Origin of the sequence: Microbulbifer aggregans (genome assembly GCF_001750105.1) — a bacterium.
Lineage (GTDB): Bacteria > Pseudomonadota > Gammaproteobacteria > Pseudomonadales > Cellvibrionaceae > Microbulbifer > Microbulbifer aggregans.
The window spans coordinates 278,894-299,035 of record NZ_CP014143.1; the positions used below are offsets into that span (position 1 = coordinate 278,894).

A 20,142-nucleotide genomic window follows, 5' to 3' on the forward strand; every position below is an offset into this window, starting at 1 on the left:
CCAATGGCTCCCTTTTTCAATCATTGCTACGACAGCGAAGTTAATCGACAGCTTCATCCTTTGCCGGCTTCTGGGCTTCCGCCTCCTGAATCACGGCCTTCGAACTGATCACCGCATTGACCACCGGCTTTGCAGGAGCGGCTTTTACCTCGACGGCCTTGCGCGGTACCGGGATTGATTCTTTTGGCATTGCCTTGGCACTCTCGCGCTTTTCTCCCGCACGGGTCTTTGGTGCGCCGGCACGGGCCCGCCCCGCCATCGGATTGGCTTCGCACACCACCCAGGCATCGGTATTCATCACCATGCGGGCATCATCAAACTCGGTAAACACGCCCTTTTTCTTACACTGTGTTTCCCCGATCACCGCCAGCGCATCGTTCATGCGCACCGCAAAGCCCTTCTGTACCACGTCTGCCAGTGGCAGGCGGTTTTTCACCGACAGGTTCTTCGCTTCTACGTTGCAGACTTTTACCGCATTCAGAGACTCCAACTCACTGTAGGGAATCTCCACGCGAATGTCTTTGCCCTTGCCGGACCCCTTGCCGGCCCAGGCATAGGGTCCCTTGCCGACCCTGGCTGAGACGCCTGTTTTGTCGGTTTTGCGACCCTCACAGCGGCCCTTGATAGTGACCCAGGCCTGGCGCATATCATTGACGTCGGCCACATGGGAATACTGGTCGCTCATACCCTCGGCAAATACGCGCACGACAGGACCATCCTCTGGGTAGCTGTCCCCCATCGCCGTCTTGTTCCAGCGCTGATAGGTGTACGGAGACAGTATGACCTTTGCTTCCGGCTTGGCCGTGACCTGCAAGCTGGTCCCGGACAATGCGACCCCGCAACACAACAACATCACCTTTATTGTTGGTTTCATGATGTATCTCTTATGGATTGGAAAGGATTCGAAAGCGCCATAGTAAAAGGGAAAGCCTGCATCTCCAGCCGTGTGCCGGGGACTGCGGTCGGGAATGGCGCTGAAAGCAGCCAGGCTGCACGGGAATGTGACTGCCCTCACAAGCCACTAGGCAATAGTTGACGAAAGCAACTGTATTCAACAATGAAAAAGGGGCCTTACGGCCCCTCTTTACTCCTGCCACAAAATACCTACTCCTTGCCAACCCACTTGTTCTCATGCAACCTGCCGGCCGCTTCTTTGATCGTCATACAGCTGGCTCGGGACCTGGGGCCGCCGCCAATCGAACGTTGTTCTGAATTGCTTCCATTCTCCTCTCCCAGGCTACAGATCGTCTCATAGAGCCGGAGATCCATGAACGTTTGCGCTTGGCGGCTCGGCCGAGCCTTCAACAGTTCGGGAACATCAGCTGAGTGGAGGTCGGTCAGGGTTTGCATGTAGACCACTAATGCATCCTCCTGTTCCGGAGTCATCCCCAACCCACCGGCCAGTATTGAAGGTGTCTTGAATGCATCAAATTCCGGCTCCGGCCAACAGTCATAAGCCAGCGCCACAGCCTCGGTGAGCTCAGTGCCCGCGGGGATATCGCCATTGGTCAGCATCACATTACAGGATGGCTTGGTGTCACGCGTGTTGTAGAAATGCACCACGCTCTTCAGGCTCTTGAAAAAACCATTATGCATATATGCTTTTACAAACTCAGGGCTCGGGCGCTTATCAACGTTGCGCACGGTCTGCGTCCTTGTAAATCCGGGACGATGAACACCAGTCGTTTCTGTCAAACCAAGGTCGTCCAACCCCGTCGGTTTTGGAATATCCGGGTTAGGAGGAACCCCGATGTTGTGGAAAGCCTGGTCGGAGTACGTCTGGAACAGCTCTGCGCCATCGTCGTTGTCAGGGTCATCACTGTGACAGAAGGAACAGTTGGTTACTGGCAGATCCGCTCTCGGTGGCACATTACCCGGGATTGGCGGGAAAGCTTCGTTGTAGAAGAGGTCGTGACCAAGATTCTCTTCAGCTGTAAACAGTACCAGCGGAAACTTGCCGTACTGCTTGCTGGGATCTGTCAGTCGCAATTGCTCGACCTGATCACAAACACTAGGATTCAGGTATTCTCCAAAGTTGCTATCAACGCAGGCAAGCTCTGAACGAATCGCCAAGTCTCGTTTGGAAGTAAAGGAATTGATATCGTAGGAATGTTGATAAGCGCCTACGGCCATCATCAGCCGTTTGAACGCAATATCGAGATGGCGCTCACCATTGTAAGCAATAACGTTACTGCAGTTCAGTGGTGTATCCCATGCCAGCTCATATAGCCAAGCATAATTCGATGCCTGGACTGTCAGACAGACTTGGTCCCTCGGCAGGTTCTGCTCCACAAGACTAGGAATCGGGTTGATCGCTTGGTCTGTAATGGCGCTGATATATTTTTGATAACCCAATACTACGGGGTTTTCACTATCCCAAAAGACTTCCATACCGATATGCGGCGCCGCGCCCGATAGCGGCTCAATATTCTCCCGCCCCAGTGCCCGACCATCCCAGAAATTGCCACCGCAATACTGGATCTCTCCCGGTGGGGTACTGGGACCGCCACGGTTACAAGGCAGGAAGGGCTCTACAAAGCTTGAATAAGTATTTGTATTCGGCCGCCGGCGACCGACGGTGGACGGATCGGCGCCGGTGATGGCGACTTGCCCCTCATTCACCAGTGAATCGCCACCGGTACCACCCGTCGCCGGTTCATGACAGGACACACACCCCATCTCGCCTGAGCTTGAGAGGCTCTTATCGAAGAAGACATGCTTCCCTAGTAGTTTGAGCGCAATATCCTTACTGTCCTGCGCCAGGGCACTCTGGCCGACACAAGCGAGGGAAATGATCCCTGCGAAAATCCAACCTTTGGAAAGGCGCTGTGGCCCTCCCTCCCCATTTGAGCTGACCACGCTGTACCTCCTGTACATCTCGCTACCTCTTCGCCGGTTTCAGCAGAATTCCCCATGAAATCGCGACGAAATTACCCTAAAGAAAACCCGAAGTTGCAATCCAGCAGAGGAGCCTGGCGGAGTAGATACCTGACAGCTCGATTGGATTGCACGAAAAAGGATAGAAGCTGCACAAAAATTGACCACGATCGCCGCGCCAATTATTCCTCTTTATTGATAGGGGCTTCCTTCGATCGACGTCACTCGCCACTACCAGTCCTGTAGCCGAATAGTTTTGAGTTCATTGGCACGTAAACCACATTTTTATGATCTAGCTCACGTGTGAAGTGTTCACGGGTTGCGACCAGAGAATGCGTATCTGATAATCAGCTGTCATCAAACGACAAAAAGAAGACTCGCCAGTGCCGCTCCAGGCCGAAGCAGCGAGCCGAGGTGATAACAACAAGGTGAAAATGCCATAGCCCGGGGGTGAGACCTCGGGTTACAAGAGAGAGTTACCAAGCGTTGACTGATCCCAGCCCACCCCTGCCCCGAAGGCGCTATACCACATTGCCCCGTAAACCCCAGCGAAAGAATGGCCGCGAGAAGTTTGAGACGCTGCTGGATGCGCTCGATGGATTGCTGCAATTTCGGGAAACCAGTGAAATCAGCCTCTCGGACCTCAGTGAAGCCGCCGGTGTACCCGCCGCGTCGGTCTACCATTTCTTCCCCAACCGGGAGGCGCTGTTCGCCGCATTGATGCAGCGCCATCTCGATACCATGGCGGAGCAACATATCCGCAACGGCAAGGGGCCCAGCTGGCAGAGCCGCACCGAGGGCTTCCTGGACCAGCTGCAGGAACAGCTCTGCGCCAGCGAGTCGGTAATGAAAATGCGCTTTGGCCCTGCGCCCGGTTGGGCCGTTCGGGAACTGCTGCTTGAGGACCGCCGCCGTCTGGGACTACTGTTGCTGGACCAGCTGGATACAGATTTTGAGCTGCCAAACTCGCCCCAGTGGCCGGAGCGCTTCCAGGTGGCCCTGACCATTGCCGAGGGCATCTGGTCGGGGGCGTATGGTAACTTCGGCCGGGTCGACGAATTCAGTATCAATGAAGCCAAGCGGGCAGTGGTCGCCTATCTGGAATACTTTTTTGGCGAACTCCTGCCACTGCGCATCCGCGAGGAAGAAGAGGCACTGCTGTACTGACCCGCAAAGCCACCGACCTCAAAGATGGCCGGTCTTCACATAGATCAACGCCCCGTTTTCACGGGTAAAGGGGGTGTGCTCGCTCAGATGGGGACTGCGGATCCAGCTGCCCTGCGGGTACTCCCCGTGTTCATCGAAGAAAGTCCCCTCGATCACCAGGATCTCCTCACCACCAAGGTGCATGTGCTGCTGGAACTGCGTAAATGGCGCCCAGCGCACCAGAGCGACCCGCTCCCCCTCCAGTTCGTGCAGGCCAAGCACCGATAGCCCCGGCACCAGTCCGGGTTGCCATTGCGCCGAGCGGGTATCGATCACTGAACGTGTTTTTTCCTTGTCACTGTGCTGGTGCAGCTTGACGAAGATGGTACAGCCTTCAGGTCCCACACTCGGGCTGTGGCTGGAGCCAATCGGATTGCGAATATAAGTACCAGCAGGGTAAGTGCCGTACTCGTCGCCGAAAGCCCCCTCGAGCACCAGGATTTCCTCGCCACCGCCATGGGTATGTTCTGGAAAGGTGCTGTCTGGTGCATAGCGCACAATTGAAGTCGCCCGCGCCACCTCATCGCCGATACGATCGAGCATCATGCGCTCGACACCAGCCACCGGCGACGGGCGCCACTCGTATTCGGTCGGGCGAATGACGGCTCGCCGGTCAAAATCGGCATTCAGGTTCATGCTACAGCTCCCAATCTTCCCCTATTGACTATAGTGATCCACGTCCCACCCCTTTTAGCAGCAGTCCGCGAAGGAAGTGAGACGCCTCAAGGCGCATCGTGTAAGCCAGTGCTTACTGGCGAAGTCACCGGCTGGATCACCAGCCATGCAAGATTAGCGATAAGAAAAGAAGCTGTTAAGCCGTACGGTTATTTTTGCTGTGCTTCCAGGGTGGGGAAACACCTCCGTTCCCCCCTTTACCGCTGCGCCAAATTCATCCCAGTGACTACACTTAAATTGTGGTCGTTCGACAATTGCACAGGAGCTTGCCATGCCAATTCCTTCCCACTCCCTCGAGAATGACTTCCCCGAATATTCCGACACCATTCAGCGTCTCAACCGGGAAGACCTCAAGTTCAAGACGGAGAGCGAAACGTACCACAAGCTAGACAAACAGATTCGCGGGCTGGAAGAACGAGGGGTGGCGACCGATGACAACCATTTCAATTCCCTGAAGATTCAGCGGGCACATCTGAAAGACCGGCTCTATCACCGTATTTCCAACAGCCACCAGCCACCTTTGCACTGACACGAGCTGGACAGTACGGGCGCCCTCGCGCAGACTGCTGAAATCCCACATGAATGCAGCAGGGCGCCATGAAACTTTTCCTCACCCACTCATCACCCTACGCTCGCAGTGCCCGAATCATACTGCGTGAATCCAATCTGCTGGAGCAGGTGCAGGAAACCGAGTCCCACCCATTCTCCAACGATCCAGATTTTCTCACTGCCAATCCACTGGGCAAGGTCCCCTGCCTGGTTACTGATGATGGCCATGGCATCATGGATAGCGAGGTCATCTGCGCCTACCTGGACAGGGAGCTGGGAGATGGTCGACTCGGCAAAGCGCTGGAGAAAGACTGGCAACTGCGGACTTACTACTCGGTGTGTTCCGGACTGATCGATACGCTGGTGCTACTGCGAATTGAAAAAGGCCGGGAGCACGACGGCCTGCGTTCCGAGTTCTGGTGGCAGCGTTATCAGGACGCCATTCGGCGAACGCTGGATTACCTGGAGCAGCAGGCAGCGCTGTTGCCCGGCGAGCTCTCACTGGCCCATATCAATCTCGCCGCAACACTTGGCTATCTCGACTTCCGGCATGCCGAAATCGATTGGCGTAACAACCACAAGCGACTCGCCGAAATTACGGCCTCACTGGAGCAGCGCCAGGCCTTCCGTGATACGACCCTGCGGGACTGAAGCCCCGGGCGCACAGACACTCCGTGACCAGCGCACCTGTTGAAAACGCTACCGCCAGCCTAACCTGCAGGGCAGGCAATCCCGGAGAGCGCGTCATGACTTCGCCGATGTTTTCCGCCTCGGAGCTGGAGACGCTGGGTCAATCTGGCCTTGAGCGCATGCAGGCGGCCATTCACAGTGACGACCACGACCGTATCAAAACCACCTTCCAGCATGTCACTGCGCTGTACCATGAAGAGCATGTGCTATTTCACGGCTGGTTGACCTCCATCATCGCCTACGCCAGTGAGAAGCTGGGCCATCAGGCCGCCAAGCATCTGGTTCCCATGGAGGCATTGTTTTCCAACTTTGCTGGTGAAGGCGTCACTATGGCGAGTGTGCGCCCCTTCTTCGAGGATCCGCTCAGCATCTTTACTGAAAAACTGGAGCATGGCGACACCGATGGTGCCTTTGAGTTTTACCGTACGGTCGAACGAGGGGCGCGCGACCTGCACGATTTTTACCGCGACTACTGCGCGTTGATGTTAACCCGCCTCTATCGGGAGCACGGTATTGATCACCTGAACGATTGCCTGCGATACAGCGCAACACGGGACTGGCTCGCCTGGTATGAAAGCGTCAACAAACTGCCGGACAAAGAGCGGATTATCCGCACCATTGAGTTCTATGCCATCGCCAACTTCGGCCGCCTCACGGTGCGAGAGGATGGGGACTGGATTCACGCGGTGCAAAACCCCTGCGGGAGCTGCGGACGACAGCAGCGCAGTGGTCGCTATGAGTCACCGTGGAATTTCGCGGTGATCGAGGAAGAGCACCCGCTGTCCTTCGAGATGGGTGGCAATACCATCTACCGGGCACACGTGGCCATGATGCATCATATCCTGCCAATCGAGCGGCATGGTGGGCCCTGGCCGCACAAACAGTGTCCGCGCTCACAATACGGACGCTGCTATATCTCCATCCACAAGTACAACCCCTACGAGCCCATCCCGCGGGAGGAAATCCGCTGGTCGGATTAGCCGGGTAATGCTTACCAGGCCATCCAGGCGGCGATTGCCGCCGCGACCAGTAGCGCACCGGCCCAGATCAAATCGAAATTGATCCAGTGCTGGCGAAGAATAGCCAGGCCGAATTTTCGGTATACGACCCAGGCTGTGGCTCCCATCACACAGAGCATGGCACCGGTATGCAGGCCCACCGCCAACAGCATGTCGAGCTCTTCCCCTGACATATGGTGGCCATGCCCGGCGTGATCCATATCCATGCCCGCAACCCCGATCAGCGCGGGTATCACCATCAGCCCGGCACCGTGGGCGGTGGCCATCAGAAAAGACCATAAAAACAGATCGCCAAAGCCGACTTTCATCCCCACCCAGCGCGGATGCCGGTAATAGTTGAACAACTTGTACAGGCCAAACACGAACAATATTGCGGCCGTCAGCCACTGCAGGGTCGTCAGAGAGATCACCTGCAAACCCAAGAGAACCAGCACGGCAGCGAGACCAATCGCCAGGGCATGACCGGCGGCAATGGGTATCAGTGCCAGCCAGATCACTTTCTCCCGCTGTTGCTGCAAGCCCAGGGAAAGTGCAAACAGCCAGCCCATCCCTGGATTCAGGCCATGGAAGGCACCAAAGCCCAGCATCGCCAGCCACGGGCCCAGCGGAGCAATCATCTCCTGATCCACGAGGTCATGACGGGTAGCAGAAAGAATCCGTGGAGGCGTCGCCCCCCTCCAGTCGAATCTGGTGTACGCGGGTCTCACCAAAATCCACGAAGAAATCGGGATCCAGATCCATACCACCGTCAGGGTTCACGTTCACCTTCACCATCCAGCCACCCATCTTGTCCGGATAGAACTGGTCATCCCAGGTGCTGTAGAGGGAGTTGGTGAAATAAACCCGTTTACCATCGCGACTGATCTCCACCATCTGCGGGCCACCCAGCAGCGGGCCGTCCGATTTCGGGTGTGCCTTTTTATTGACGATGCCGCCGATGGCAACTTTGCCGACAAGCTTCGGATTGAGAGGGTCGGACACGTCGTACTGCAGTAATTCACCGGTGCCCCAGCAGGAGATGTACAGGAAGCGGTCATCAAGCGAAAGATCGATATCGCTCACGAGCGGTGGCACCGCAGCAAAGGGTTTTAACGCCGGAGGCAACTCTTCCTCTGCGGCGGGCACAGGCGGGATAGTGATGACTTTATCCATCTTCCACTCCCCATCCTTCTGGTGCCAGAGCCAGATGGACGCGGATAGATCCTCGGTACTAATCACCACGCCCGCGAATCCATAAGACTTACGCGGGTCGTGAGCGGGTCGTAACTCCAATACCATCTGGTGCTCTGCCCCGAGGTCAATGGTCTGGGCCAGTTTGCGTTTGCGCAGATCCCAGAAGTGCAGCCGGTGTCCGTATTTATTGGCGAGCAGATCCTCGGGAACCAGTCCGTTCTCGAACTGGTGCGGCTTGGCCCATTCGCTACTGACCAGTACATCCTCCGCCAGGTGCCACCAGAAGTCATAGGCCAGCTCCTGATCACCACGGCCGATTTCCCAAGGGCCTTTCACCTCAAAACTGAAGTGATCCAACATAAAGATACCGCCGGGACCATCTTCGCCATTCGCGGAACCCATGGCACTGATATAGATCGCATCCGGACCACAATGCACGGTATGCGGACGACTGTAACCTGACTTGGCCATCATCTCTTCCGGCTCGATCACCTTGGCGATATGCGGCTTGGTCGGATCCGGCTTGGTATCGATGATGTAGAGGCGAGAGCTGCGGATACCGGGCACGACCAGGTAACGGCGCTCAAGATGAGGATGCGGGGCAAATGGACACAGGGCCGAGCTACAGGCATTCCAACCGAAGTGGTGCAGCTCGTCGCCGACGTTCGGCAAATCCATTTTGTTGAGCACGGTGCCGTATGAGCCAGAACTCTCATCCAGATCCACGACGCAGATGGCGTCGGGCTGATCATTGCGCCCATAGTTCAGCGCGGCCACATAGGCGTGGCGCTCTGGTGGTGCCTGCATCGCCATTTTGGGGGATGGGTAGAACGAGGGATCGGGTTTCCAAAGTGCCATGTCTTATCCTCGAATGGCTTGAACAGGCGGAAGTGCACAAAGCGCAAGCAGTATAGGGAACAGGGCGTTGCGATAGACGACAACAGATATGAGCAGCCCAAGAATCGGCGCGTACTTTTGCCGCTGATCCAGATCCCGAAGACGTTGGCCGAGCGTCAAGCCATTCAGAATAGAGACAGACAGACGCAAAAAGCCGGGCAAGGCCCGGCACTTTAATAGGAAAGGAAATGAGCGGTGACTCTTTTAGGGGCTAGGTAATGGAAGCCAGGGCCTGTTTTTTCAGTTGGCGTTTCTCCCTGGCTGCACGTCGTTTCGCCCGGCGTTTGTACCAGAGGGTCAATCCGGTAATCGTCAGCACCAATGGACTCAGACCGAGCACGCACCAGAGCACACGGCTCCAAACTCCGGCAAAATCCCCGAAATGCAGGCGGCGGTAACTATCGACAAATTTGGCTCCCAGGCTTTGCTCTCTGATATCCGCTGCCGCCTGAAACTCGCCGCTCTGCGCATCGAATGTCACACTACTGGCATACTGACTGAGTAGCGGATTACCGCTCGGTACGTCGCCCCAGAAGGTGATATTCACACCCGGCTCCCAGGGCATGGTGATGTAGGTCGGCTCGAAGCCGGCTATATACTCACTGGCATTATCGTGGAGCGCCTGCAGCGAGAGCCTATCGTTATACAGCCGCTCATCCATCACATGATGCGCATGGCCATCGGCGTGCTCTTCCATTTCATGGGCAAAGTGCGTGATATTCCACCAGGCCCCGGTAAAACCGAGAATCAGTAATACCGGCGCACCAATCGTGCCAACCATCTTGTGCAGATCGGAAAAATAAACCATTAACCGGGCATCCCAGCGCAGGGTGAAAAACCGTTTCCAGAAATTGCGGTAGAGAATCAGGCCGGTGATCCCCTGCAGGCACAAGAGGATCGAAAAAACACTGCTGATCAACATACCCCAGTCGCCGAGCAGCAGTGTGTAGTGCAGGTCCAGCAGCCAGTCGGTCAGATGATGCGTCAGCCCCATGGGTGGGCGTAGGGTTTCACCAGTGTATTGATTCAACAGGGCATAGCTCCACTCATCCGTGCCACGCTCCATGGTGTAAACCAGGTCTGCCCGTTCTCTATCCTGAAACAGCGCCCACCCGACAACCTCATGATTGGGGAAGCTGCTGTTCACCGACTCAACCAGCGCATCCAGGCTCAAGCGCTCGCGCCCCCCGGCATCGACCCGAACCCGATCTTCGATCAGCAGCACATCGATCTCATGCTTGAACACCAGAATACTACCGGTGATACAAACCACCAGTAGGGGAGCGAAGGCGATCAGGGCCATCCAGCCATGTAATTTAAACAGGATTTTATTCATGCTTTTTTCGGTTTCGCCAAACAAAAAAGGGAGCGGCAGAAAGTCCGCCGCTCCAATGCTGAGTCAACAAACGCAGTGGATGCTTTGAATCAGTAACGCCAGTTAACGGAGGCACTGAAATTACGTGGCGCACCGTAGAAGGCCTGATCCCAGTAGAGACTGTTGATATACTTTTCGTCGGTCAGGTTGGCGGCATTCAGGGCAAAGCTGAGGTTCTCGTCGACCGCATAGCTGGCGAATGCGCTGACATTGGCATAACTCTGCTGACGCACAGTGACGCCATAATCCGTGATCCGTTCGATATCGTCCTGCCAGTTCACACCTGCACCCACTTTCAGCTGCGGGATTGCAGGCACCCGGTAGTTGGCGTAGGCGCGCAGTACCCGCTTGGGAACGAAGTTGCGGGCCTCATTGCCGTCACGATCTTCGATATCCAGCTCGGTATAACCCAGGCTTGCCTGCAGGCCTTCGCTCAACTGGCCAACGAGTTCGACCTCATAGCCTTGGCTCTCGTAGTCACGCCCCTCGTAAATCGTTGCGCCGAGGTCTGCATCAAAATATGCGGATTCCGCTACATTCTGGTGCTCGGCACGGAATACAGCGGCCGTGGCGACCAGCTTGCCGTCCAGCAGTGAGGCCTTAACCCCTAACTCGTCGTTTGCTCCCTCGGCCGGCTCGAGGCGCTTCAGGTCGGAGCCAATATCCCGGTTGGGCATGAAAGTTTCGGTGTGGCTGGCATAGGCGGAAACATTATCAGAGAAGGCATAAATCAGGCCGGCATAGGGCAGCACTTCTCCGGAAGCGCGCGCGCTGTGATCCTCGCCGTAACTCTCACCCTCACTTTTCCAGTCGGTGACTCGTGCACCAGCGATCAGGGACAGGCTATCGGCAAGTCTGAGGCGGGTGGCCGCGTAAAGTGATTGCTGGCGATCGGTCCAGTCGCTACCGCTGAGGCCATCGGTGAATACCGGCCGCACCGGTGTTGCCCCGCTCCACTCGGTAAAGTCGCCGATCGCGGGAAAACCGTTGGTGTAATCATAGAGGGAGTAGTCCTCAACGGTACCTTCGGCCCAGTTGTAGCCGAACAGGAGATCGTGATCCCGACCGGCAAGCTGGAAGCTTCCTGACAGACGCAGATCGAGTAGGTCCCTGCTCTCCTCAAGCCCATACTCACTGGCGTAGCCGATCAGGCCAACGTCGGTCCCTGAATCGGGCAGGCTGTACTGGTAGAAGAGCTCGCTATCCCCTTCCACCTCGGTATGGGTGTAATAGGCCTTCGCCTCCCAGCCGTTTGCGAACTCATGGACCAGTTCCGCAAACGCGGTGGTGTCGGTATTGTCCCAGTAGGACCACTCGGCAGAAGTGCTGGCGGACACGTCGTAATCCGTCTGGGTGCCGTCGGTATAGTGGATCGGCAGTGCACCCCACAGCGGGCTGTCTGCATTACTCTCCTGATAGCTGATTCCGGCAGTCGCCCGGGTGGACGCACCGAGTGTCCAGTCCACCACACCGTAGGTGACGTTTTTCTGCATGCCATAGCGGTCCAGGTAGGACTCCCGATCTTCGCCCGCGACCACGAAGCGCCCGCGCACACCTTCAGCCAGCGTGCCAGAGACATCGGCGTCCAGTCGTTTCTTGTCCCAGGAGCCAGCGGTTGCGCCCAGCTGCAGGTTGAAGTCATTGGTGGGGCGCTTGCGCACCAGGTTGATGGTAGCGGAGGGGTTGCCGGCACCGGCCATCAGGCCACCCGCTCCGCGCACTACCTCAATGCGCTCAAAGATGGCGGTGTCGATTTCGCCATTGCTGTTGCCGTAGGTGGCGGGAACGCCGACCCCGTCCAGCTGGAAGTTGGTGATATCAAAGCCACGGGCCGTGTAGTAAGTGCGGTCGGTCTCGACGCTCTCCACCATGATGCCCGGGGTGGTCTCCAGCGCTTCGTTCAGGCTGTCGATTTCAAAGTCATCCATCAGCGCGCGGCTGATCTGGGAAACGGACTGTGGTGTCTCCAGCGCGCTCAGGCCCAGGCCCGTCGCAGTGCTCATTTCCTCCGCCAGATAGCTGCTCGCCTGTTCGCCGGTCACCTCGACGGTTTCCAACTGCCCATCGGTCTCCGTGGCGATGGCAGCATTCGCCACACAGAGTGCGGTCGCCAGGACTGCCCGCGGGAAGGTCCCTGTTGCCTTATTCATCTCTAATCCCCTGTATTTGCCCCAAGTCAGTGGAGGCGAGTCTAGCCACACAGCAAGCGTAATGCAACTCATTATCATTTACTTTAGCAGAAGCGTGCGCCGGAGCAGGAAAGGGTGTCAGGGGGGACGGAAAGGTATCGGCAGGGGCGAGACCGGCAGCGGGAAATAAAAAAGCCGGGCAAAGCCCGGCTCACGAATTCACTGGATAGATGTCAGTTCAGTCGGCGTTTTTCAGGTGACGATCAAAGAAATCTTTGATCATGCTGTACTGGTGAATCCGGGTCTGCTTGCCGCGCAGGCTGTGCTTCTTGCCCGGGTAGGTCATCAGGTCGAACTGCTGGCCGTTATCCTGCAACTGCTTGATCAGCTTGGTGGTATTGGTGAACAACACATTGTCGTCCGCCATGCCATGGTAGATCAGCAGCGGTCCCTTGAGGCCCTCAGCATAAGGGAATACAGAGGCCGCTTCATAAGCTTTCGGCACCTTGTTGGGGTTACCCATATACCGCTCGGTGTAGTGAGTGTCATAGAGCTTCCAGTCGGTCACCGGCGCACCGGAGACACCGGCCTTGAAGTAATCACCGGCCTTGAACATGGTCATGAGCGCCATATAGCCGCCGTAACTATGGCCGAATACACCGATGCGCTCCGGGTCGACAAACGGCAGCGTACGCAGGTAGTTCACCCCTGCCACCTGGTCGTCTACCTCCACCGAGCCCATCGCCTTGTAGATGGGATTCTCAAACTCGGTGCCTCGATGGGCAGAGCCGCGGTTGTCCACGGTGAAGACCACATAACCCTGTTGCGCCATGTACTGGTTAAACAGGCGATCCCAGCTGTTGGTAACCAGCTGCGCGTGGGGCCCGCCGTACAGGAAAACCATCACCGGATAGCGCTTGGTGGGGTCGAAGTTCGCCGGTTTGTACAGGCGGTAGTAAAGCTGGTGGCCCTCCGGTGCGCGGAAGGCGCCGAATTCCGGCTTGATCCAATCCTGCTTGTAGGCAAACAGCGGGTGATTCTCATCGACCCGGTTCTCTTCGATCCAGGTGATGCGTTCGCCATCGATGCCGTGCAGGCTTACCTGCTTCGGCGTCTGCACGTTGGAGAAAGTATCGATATAGCCGGAAGCGTCATCGGCGAATTCAATATCGTGCATACCGGCGCGCTGGGAAATGCGGCGGGGGTCTTCATCCCTGCCAGCCTCGAGGTCGGCGACATAGAGGTGGCGTTCCATGGGCGTATTTCGACGACCAGTGAAATAGACTCCGCCCTGTGCCTCGTCCACCGCTTCCAGCGCATCCACGGACCAGTTGCCCGCTGTCAACTTCTTGAGCAACTTGCCATCGAGATCGTACAGGTACAGGTGGCGGAATCCGTCCCGCTCCGAAGACCAGATAAAGCGATCGCTGTCTTTGAGGAAGGACAGGTCATCATGCAGGTTGACCCAGGTATCACTCTTCTCCGTGAGCAGGGTACGGCTGGCACCCGAGTCGATATTCACCAGACGCAGTTCCAACGTCTGCTGGCTGCGGTTCTGCCACTGATAACTGAGCAGGTTGTCCCGTGCCCATTTCACCCGCGGAATGTAGATATCAGTCTCTTTGCCGAGGTCGATCCACTGGGTCTTGCCACTGTCGACGTCCAGCACACCGAGCTGGATCTTCACATTCGGGCGTCCAGCTGCCGGGTAGCGCTGTTCGATCATCTCGATGCGATCCGCATAGATCTCGCTGCGGGTCACCTCATCTACCGGGCTCTCATCGACGCGCAGGAAAGCGATGTGCTTCTCGTCCGGCGACCACCAGTAGCCGGTCATGCGATCCATCTCTTCCTGGGCAACGAATTCTGCCATGCCGTTCTTGATCGGCCCGTCACCATCGGTAGTCAGCTGTCGCTCCTTACCCGTCTCGAGATCGACGATAAAGATATCCTGGTCGCGAATGAAGGAGACGTAACGGCCTTTAGGTGAAACCCGCACATCGGTTTCAAATGCCTCGGTCTCGGTCAGGCGACGCGCCTCTCCCTTGGGCAGATCATAGAAGTAGACATCACCGGCCAGGGGAAACAGCAGGGAATCGCCACTCTCCGACCAGGTGTACTCCATGATCCCGGTGCCGTAGATTCGCTGGCGCTCGCGGCGGGCCTTCTCTTCGTCGGAAAGATTTTCCTCGCCTTTGTGCAGTCTGTCGGAGTCCACCAGCATGCGGGTCTCCCCGTCAGCAATGTTGTACTCCCACAGGTCGTAACGGTCGTAATCCTCCTCACGGCCCTTCAGGAAGGTAACGCGGCGGCCATCCGGGGAGTATTCCAACGCTCGGGGTGAAGTGCCGTCCAAGGCGGGATCGGAGAACATTCGCTCGATAGTGAGCTGCTCAGCGGAAGATTGCATGGCAATCATGCCCCCGAGCAGGCAAAGGATCTTTTTATTCATATCACTCTCGCTTACAGCTGGCGGTGCGCGCGATGCGTTTCGCGGGCGTAGGCGAGAGAGTTTAATCGCCAGTGCAATTGGCGGCCAGCCCGCTCCAGAAGCAACCAGCCCAGCACTCTCCCCGTCTTCCCCGCATGGCCCGGTTGCAGGCCATCTGGCGCACTGCTGTAATCTGCATAAGCCGAATCACTATCATAAAAGCTATTGGATAAATGAATATCTCGACCAAGGACGTCAACTTGCTGGTGCTGTTCAAGGTACTGTACGAAGAGCAGAACCTGTCCGTGGCCGCCGGGCGCATGGCGCTGAGCCAGCCGGCCCTCAGCCACCGGTTGAACAAGCTGCGCGATGAACTGGGCGACCCGCTTTTTGTGCGCGCCGCACGCGGCCTTACCCCCACACCCAAGGCTCATGCCCTGGCGCCTGAGGTGGCGCGGTTAGTGGGTGAGATCGAGGGGTTTTACCAGAACAATGAAGAGCACGACTTCCTGTCCCAGGCGGACGTTGTGCACATCTACAGCACAGACTACGTCGAGCAATTATTAATGCCGGCGCTAATCCACCGTATCACAGAGCAGGCGCCGCACCTGCAGCTGGTGACCCACAACACCCGCGGACAGTTGCCGGCAAGGGAGCTGGAAAACGGCAGCTGCGATATCGCCATTGCCGGTTTTTATACCGATCTGCCCGCCACTTTTTACCAGCAGTCCCTGCACTCTGAAGAGTTTGTCGTTCTGGCCAGTCGGGACAACCAACTGATCAAAAAACAACTCACACTGAAAATTTTTCTGCAGTGCCGCCACCTGGTGACGACACTGACTGGCGACCTGAATGGTGTGGTGGACCGGGCGCTGCAGGCCCAGGGACAGAAGCGCATGGTGACCGCCGGGCTCTCCAGTTTTCTTGCCCCGCCTGCAGTGATCTGTGGCACTGACATGCTGCTCACCTGCCTGCGCAGCATCGCCGAGGAGGCCTGCCGGCGCTACCCGGACCTGAAAGTCTACCCGGTGCCGCTCAAGCTGGAACCGGTACAGGTAGTGCAGACCTGGCATCAGCGCACTCACCAGGATCCCATGCGGCGCTGGCTGCGACAGCAAATCAAGGAAGTGCTCAGCACCTAGTCACCACAGGTTCGCTGTCCGGTTGGGTGCGACTCCCCGCCATTCAGACCTGCCCGAGAGTATGGTCGCGAATCGCCACGCCATCGCCCTGCACTAACGCCTCGCCAAACTACCGCTCCAGTGAGCATTGCGCTCCTCCATGCCCCCGGCGGATCTGGCATTTTCTGCACGATCCGACAAGTCAACCCGGGCAGCTGGCGCGCGACCGGACTTGTCCTCGCCGAAATATATGGTCTGGTGAGGGAATGGAATCTCAATGCCCTCGTGATCAAATTTAAGCTTGATGCGACGATTGAACTCCCGCCCCACTCGCCACTTCTCATGTGCCAGGGTTTTTGTCCGCGCCTTGATCATAACCGCACTGTTCTCGAATGCGTCCACACCCAGCACCTCAAGTGGCTCAAGGATAAGCGCACCGAACTCGTCACTGTGCCGCATCTCTTCGTCCACGGCATGCAGGCATTCAATGACCTCGTCGGTGTTCTCACGATAGGCCACGCCGATCTCCAGCATGTAATAGCTGTAATTCTTCGTCAGGTTATCAACGACGGCAATTTCACTGAAGGGAATGGTGTGGACAGTGCCGTCCAGCGCCCGCAACTCGATTTTGCGCAGCGAGATATTGGTAACTTGCCCGGTTCGGCCACCAACCGTGACGATATCTTCAACCTGCAGAAGGTCCTCGAGCAGGATCGTAAAGCCGGTAAGGAAATCCTTGACCAGGGTCTGGGCACCGAAACCGATCGCAATACCGAAAACACCGGCACCGGCCAACAGGGGCATGACATCGATATCGAACTCCGACAGGAGCACCAGAATTGTCATCACAGTCAGCACGAACAACAGCAGGTTGCGGATCAGCGGCACGAGGGTGCGCACCCGGGCATTGGCTGACAGCATTTGCTCACCGAAGTAATGCTCGATCACGCTATTGATCGTCTCCCAGAGCGCACAGAACACCGCCAGCACGAGAAACAGTGACAACGTGACCTGGGCCAGACTTTGCAGGGCCTCCCTGGAAACAAACTCAACCAGAGCACCACCGAAAAGCTCCACTACGGTATAGCCAAACAGGATTACGGCCATAGCGTAACCGAGCCAGCACTGCAGTCGGAATAATACTGAAAATCGTGAACGCGAAAGTCTCAACCGCTTACGGGCTGGTCGCAGTTTTCCATCGATAAACGAGGCGATGCGATTATTGATCCCTACGCCCAGCAGTAAGATGACAGTGGCAATGACCAGTAACAGAAGCTTCCCCGCTTCATTTGCAGAGAGGCCAATCCCATTCAGGAAGGATGAATAGTCGCGCACTATCTCGGTGGCCACATCATCTACCGCTAGGGCGTCACTGATTTTAAGCGCACCACCCTCTGAGGTGGCCTCACCAGCCTCGCGAAGCCGCTTCAGGTTGCCCAGGAATTGTTGCCGCCGCGCAGGATCCTCCAGCAGTGCAACCAGCTGATCAATCTGGGCTGGTGACAAGCTGGCTTCGGCATCGGTGGAACTTTTTGCAGGCTCCACAGCGTCTTTTCGCAGTGTTTCTGCCGCAGGGTTGTGAACCGCATCTACAGAGCGCTCTTCGGGCTGGGCAGCGCTCTCCAGTGAAAAGGCCAGCAAAAATAGCAGCACCAACTGCACAAAGATCATCGCCGCAAGACGCTCATTCACGCGTGTGAAAAAAATATATCCCCCTTCAGAAGATTTTGTTTAACCACCGATACAGTTCCCAACCATCGACAACCATGTTTGCCCTAAAATTCAGGAAGGATGTACTGGCGTACTACATGGTTCTCACTGCACAGACTCACCCCTTGCTCCTAAGTCCTGAGGGTAACCGGCCACATTTTCAACCCCTGCCGAGGAATACATTGGATATCACATTTTCATAAGTGCGGGGTAGCCTGGGGAATCCATGCTCGTTAGCATGGTGCAACGTTGAGCAGCCAATTGCTCCGCGCTGTGCCGGAGCGAAACCGGCATTAAATGGTTCACCAATCGAGGAACTAGAGTATGGTTATCATGAGGAAAGTGGCACTGGTATTTTTCGCCGCGCTGTTGAGTGTTGGCATCGCTGGCTGTGAGCGTGAAACCGGTGCAGAGGAAGTTGGTGAAACGATCGACGAAACTATCGAGGACGCAGGCAATGCGGTGGAAGATGCCTGCGAGGAAGTGAAGGAAGGTGCGGACGTCGCAGATACCGACTGCTAACGGTTTCCAGGGGCACCATTGCCGTGAAAGCGATGGCGCCCCTGTTACTGACCTATCCTGCCTGCCCTTTCGACTTGCGCACCCCTCATCGGCAGATGCGGTAGCGGTCCTAACCATTAGCCGTCAACAGAGATCGACATCCAATCTCAGGACATGAGTCACGCTCAAGGCCGCCATTAAGTCTACGTTGATTCCTGTGCCAGCATACGGTCGCGAATGGCTTCCCCCACCCCCTGGGCCGATGCCGGGTTCTGACCAGTAACCAGGTTGCCATCCACCGTCACCGACTTACCGAAATTGTCGGCCTTTTCGTGAATAGCGCCCCGTTCCTTCAATGTTTCAGCCAATAGAAAGGGGACAATATCGTCTTTTTCTACTGCTTTTTCCTCATCATCGGTAAACGCGGATAGGCGCTTGCCATCTACAAACCAGCGTCCGTTACTGAGCTTCACATTCACAAAAGCCGCGGGGCCATGGCAAACAGCGCCAACCACCTTGCCGGCCTCGGCCATTTCGCGAATCGCATCCTGTACCGCGGTGCTATCGGGCAGATCCCACATGGTGCCGTGTCCACCGGGAAAATAGAGCGCCGAATAGACGGACAGGTCCACAGTACCGAGTGCCGGTGTTTCCTTGATCTGATCGGCAACCCCGGGGTCGGACAGAAAAGCCTTGTTGATTTCATCCTCCAGATCTTCACTGGCGGGGTCCACCGGTGCCGGGCCACCCTCAGGCGTGGCGAAGTCCACCCGGAACCCCGCCTCGCGCAGGACCTTCCACGGATAAGCCGCCTCCGACAGGTGAAAGCCCGTTTTCTGGCCCGTCTCCCCGAGTTCGCTGTGCCCGGTAAGAACAAATAACACACGCTGATCTGCCATCTTTCACTCCCAGGAGCTGTCGATTCTATAAACTGCCACACACCCATTACCTAGCCGACAATAAGGGCGAATGGGTCAAGTACAGCAAATCATTCGATTTCTTTCAGTAAATCCTCACAATAATTGCGATTTATTGGCCGCCACTAACTTTCTAAGATCCCGGCAACTGACAAGCATAGGATCATCGACATGGATTACATTCGCCGGGCCGACGATCGCGGTCGCGCCAATTTCGGCTGGCTCGACAGCCGCCACTCCTTCTCGTTCGGCAGTTATTTCGATCCCCGACACATGGGCTTTTCTGTACTGCGGGTGATCAATGACGATCGAGTCCGCGGCGGGGCTGGCTTCCCTCCCCATGGCCACCGGGATATGGAGATTATTTCCTACATACTCAAAGGCTCGATCGAGCACCGCGACAGCACCGGAAACCGGTACAAGGTGCCCGCCGGCGAAGTACAGCGCATGAGTGCCGGCCGCGGCATTCAGCACTCGGAGTACAATGCCTCACGCACCGAACCGCTGCGATTCCTGCAGATCTGGATCGAACCCAATGTCACCGGCATCGAACCAGGCTACGAGCAGGCCAGCATTGAGCAGCGCGGACCTCTGACACCGCTCGTCACCCCTGACGGTCGCGACGGCACGCTGTCCATCCATCAGGATGCCAGCCTTTCCCGCCTACGGCTGGCTGCGGGTGAAACGTTCACCCTGGAAACCCATGGCCGCGCTGGTTACCTGCACCTGATCAACGGCAAGGTCAAAATGGCCGATGAAGAGTTTGGCGAGGGCGACGGTATCGGTTTTATCAAAACCCGGGAGCAACGACTAACGGCCGGTAATGAGGGCGTCGAGGCACTCTGGTTCGACTTGCCCCGAGGGAGCTGATC

The 20,142-nt window shown here is 56.8% G+C and carries 17 protein-coding genes; 7 read left to right on the forward strand and 10 right to left on the reverse strand.

The features are described from left to right. Positions 1-40: 40 nt before the first annotated feature. Both AUP74_RS01215 and AUP74_RS01220 read right to left on the reverse strand, forming a co-directional pair. Positions 41-874, reverse strand: coding sequence for a hypothetical protein (locus AUP74_RS01215; protein WP_145924281.1), 834 nt, complete (start codon positions 872-874; stop codon positions 41-43). A gap of 230 nt (positions 875-1,104) precedes the next feature. Continuing rightward, on the reverse strand, positions 1,105-2,859 hold the full coding sequence (locus AUP74_RS01220) for a cytochrome-c peroxidase (protein WP_069945959.1): 1,755 nt from the start codon (positions 2,857-2,859) through the stop codon (positions 1,105-1,107). 504 nt (positions 2,860-3,363) lie between these two features. Between AUP74_RS01220 and AUP74_RS01225 the strand changes: the two genes are divergently transcribed. Continuing rightward, complete coding sequence (locus AUP74_RS01225; RefSeq protein ID WP_069945960.1) at positions 3,364-4,044, forward strand: TetR/AcrR family transcriptional regulator; 681 nt, start codon at positions 3,364-3,366, stop codon at positions 4,042-4,044. Positions 4,045-4,062: 18 nt separating this feature from the next. On the opposite strand, the gene AUP74_RS01230 is transcribed toward AUP74_RS01225, so the two are convergent. Beyond that, positions 4,063-4,719, reverse strand: coding sequence for a cupin domain-containing protein (locus tag AUP74_RS01230; RefSeq protein ID WP_069945961.1), 657 nt, complete (start codon positions 4,717-4,719; stop codon positions 4,063-4,065). 310 nt (positions 4,720-5,029) lie between these two features. Here AUP74_RS01230 and AUP74_RS01235 point away from each other — a divergent pair, with 310 nt between their 5' ends. From AUP74_RS01235 to AUP74_RS01245, 3 genes are all read left to right on the forward strand, one after another. Further along, entirely contained in the window at positions 5,030-5,287 is a 258-nt protein-coding gene (locus AUP74_RS01235; protein ID WP_069945962.1) for a YdcH family protein, read from the forward strand. A gap of 68 nt (positions 5,288-5,355) precedes the next feature. Beyond that, positions 5,356-5,958, forward strand: a complete 603-nt coding sequence (locus AUP74_RS01240) for a glutathione S-transferase N-terminal domain-containing protein (RefSeq protein WP_069948623.1) — start codon at positions 5,356-5,358, stop codon at positions 5,956-5,958. Positions 5,959-6,053: 95 nt separating this feature from the next. Next, positions 6,054-6,977, forward strand: coding sequence for a hypothetical protein (locus AUP74_RS01245; protein WP_069945963.1), 924 nt, complete (start codon positions 6,054-6,056; stop codon positions 6,975-6,977). A gap of 11 nt (positions 6,978-6,988) precedes the next feature. Here the strand turns inward: AUP74_RS01245 and AUP74_RS01250 are convergent, their stop codons facing one another. From AUP74_RS01250 to AUP74_RS01270, 5 genes are all read right to left on the reverse strand, one after another. Beyond that, complete coding sequence (locus AUP74_RS01250) at positions 6,989-7,633, reverse strand: hypothetical protein (RefSeq protein WP_069948624.1); 645 nt, start codon at positions 7,631-7,633, stop codon at positions 6,989-6,991. 16 nt (positions 7,634-7,649) lie between these two features. Continuing rightward, positions 7,650-9,047, reverse strand: a complete 1,398-nt coding sequence (locus AUP74_RS01255; protein ID WP_069945964.1) for a selenium-binding protein SBP56-related protein — start codon at positions 9,045-9,047, stop codon at positions 7,650-7,652. A 250-nt stretch (positions 9,048-9,297) separates the two neighbouring features. Then, a complete protein-coding gene (locus tag AUP74_RS01260; RefSeq protein WP_069948625.1) occupies positions 9,298-10,422 on the reverse strand; it encodes a PepSY-associated TM helix domain-containing protein in 1,125 nt (374 codons plus the stop codon). A gap of 89 nt (positions 10,423-10,511) precedes the next feature. After that, the gene (locus tag AUP74_RS01265) at positions 10,512-12,611 is read right to left on the reverse strand and encodes a TonB-dependent siderophore receptor (protein WP_069945965.1); all 2,100 of its coding nucleotides are present in this window, start codon (positions 12,609-12,611) and stop codon (positions 10,512-10,514) included. Positions 12,612-12,828: 217 nt separating this feature from the next. Continuing rightward, positions 12,829-15,042, reverse strand: a complete 2,214-nt coding sequence (locus AUP74_RS01270; protein ID WP_069945966.1) for a S9 family peptidase — start codon at positions 15,040-15,042, stop codon at positions 12,829-12,831. A gap of 212 nt (positions 15,043-15,254) precedes the next feature. Between AUP74_RS01270 and AUP74_RS01275 the strand changes: the two genes are divergently transcribed. Further along, entirely contained in the window at positions 15,255-16,163 is a 909-nt protein-coding gene (locus AUP74_RS01275; protein ID WP_069945967.1) for a LysR family transcriptional regulator, read from the forward strand. Between the two features lie 93 nt (positions 16,164-16,256). On the opposite strand, the gene AUP74_RS01280 is transcribed toward AUP74_RS01275, so the two are convergent. Continuing rightward, the gene (locus AUP74_RS01280; protein WP_145924282.1) at positions 16,257-17,813 is read right to left on the reverse strand and encodes a mechanosensitive ion channel family protein; all 1,557 of its coding nucleotides are present in this window, start codon (positions 17,811-17,813) and stop codon (positions 16,257-16,259) included. A 363-nt stretch (positions 17,814-18,176) separates the two neighbouring features. Here AUP74_RS01280 and AUP74_RS01285 point away from each other — a divergent pair, with 363 nt between their 5' ends. Then, positions 18,177-18,374 carry a hypothetical protein gene (locus AUP74_RS01285; protein ID WP_145924283.1) on the forward strand — a complete coding sequence of 66 codons (198 nt, stop codon included), beginning with the start codon at positions 18,177-18,179 and terminating at the stop codon, positions 18,372-18,374. Between the two features lie 182 nt (positions 18,375-18,556). Here AUP74_RS01285 and AUP74_RS01290 read toward each other — a convergent pair whose 3' ends face one another. Then, a complete protein-coding gene (locus AUP74_RS01290) occupies positions 18,557-19,252 on the reverse strand; it encodes a type 1 glutamine amidotransferase domain-containing protein (RefSeq protein WP_069945969.1) in 696 nt (231 codons plus the stop codon). A gap of 189 nt (positions 19,253-19,441) precedes the next feature. Between AUP74_RS01290 and AUP74_RS01295 the strand changes: the two genes are divergently transcribed. Then, positions 19,442-20,140 (forward strand): pirin family protein, encoded by a 699-nt coding sequence (locus tag AUP74_RS01295; protein WP_069945970.1) that lies wholly within the window; start codon positions 19,442-19,444, stop codon positions 20,138-20,140. Positions 20,141-20,142 lie beyond the last annotated feature (2 nt).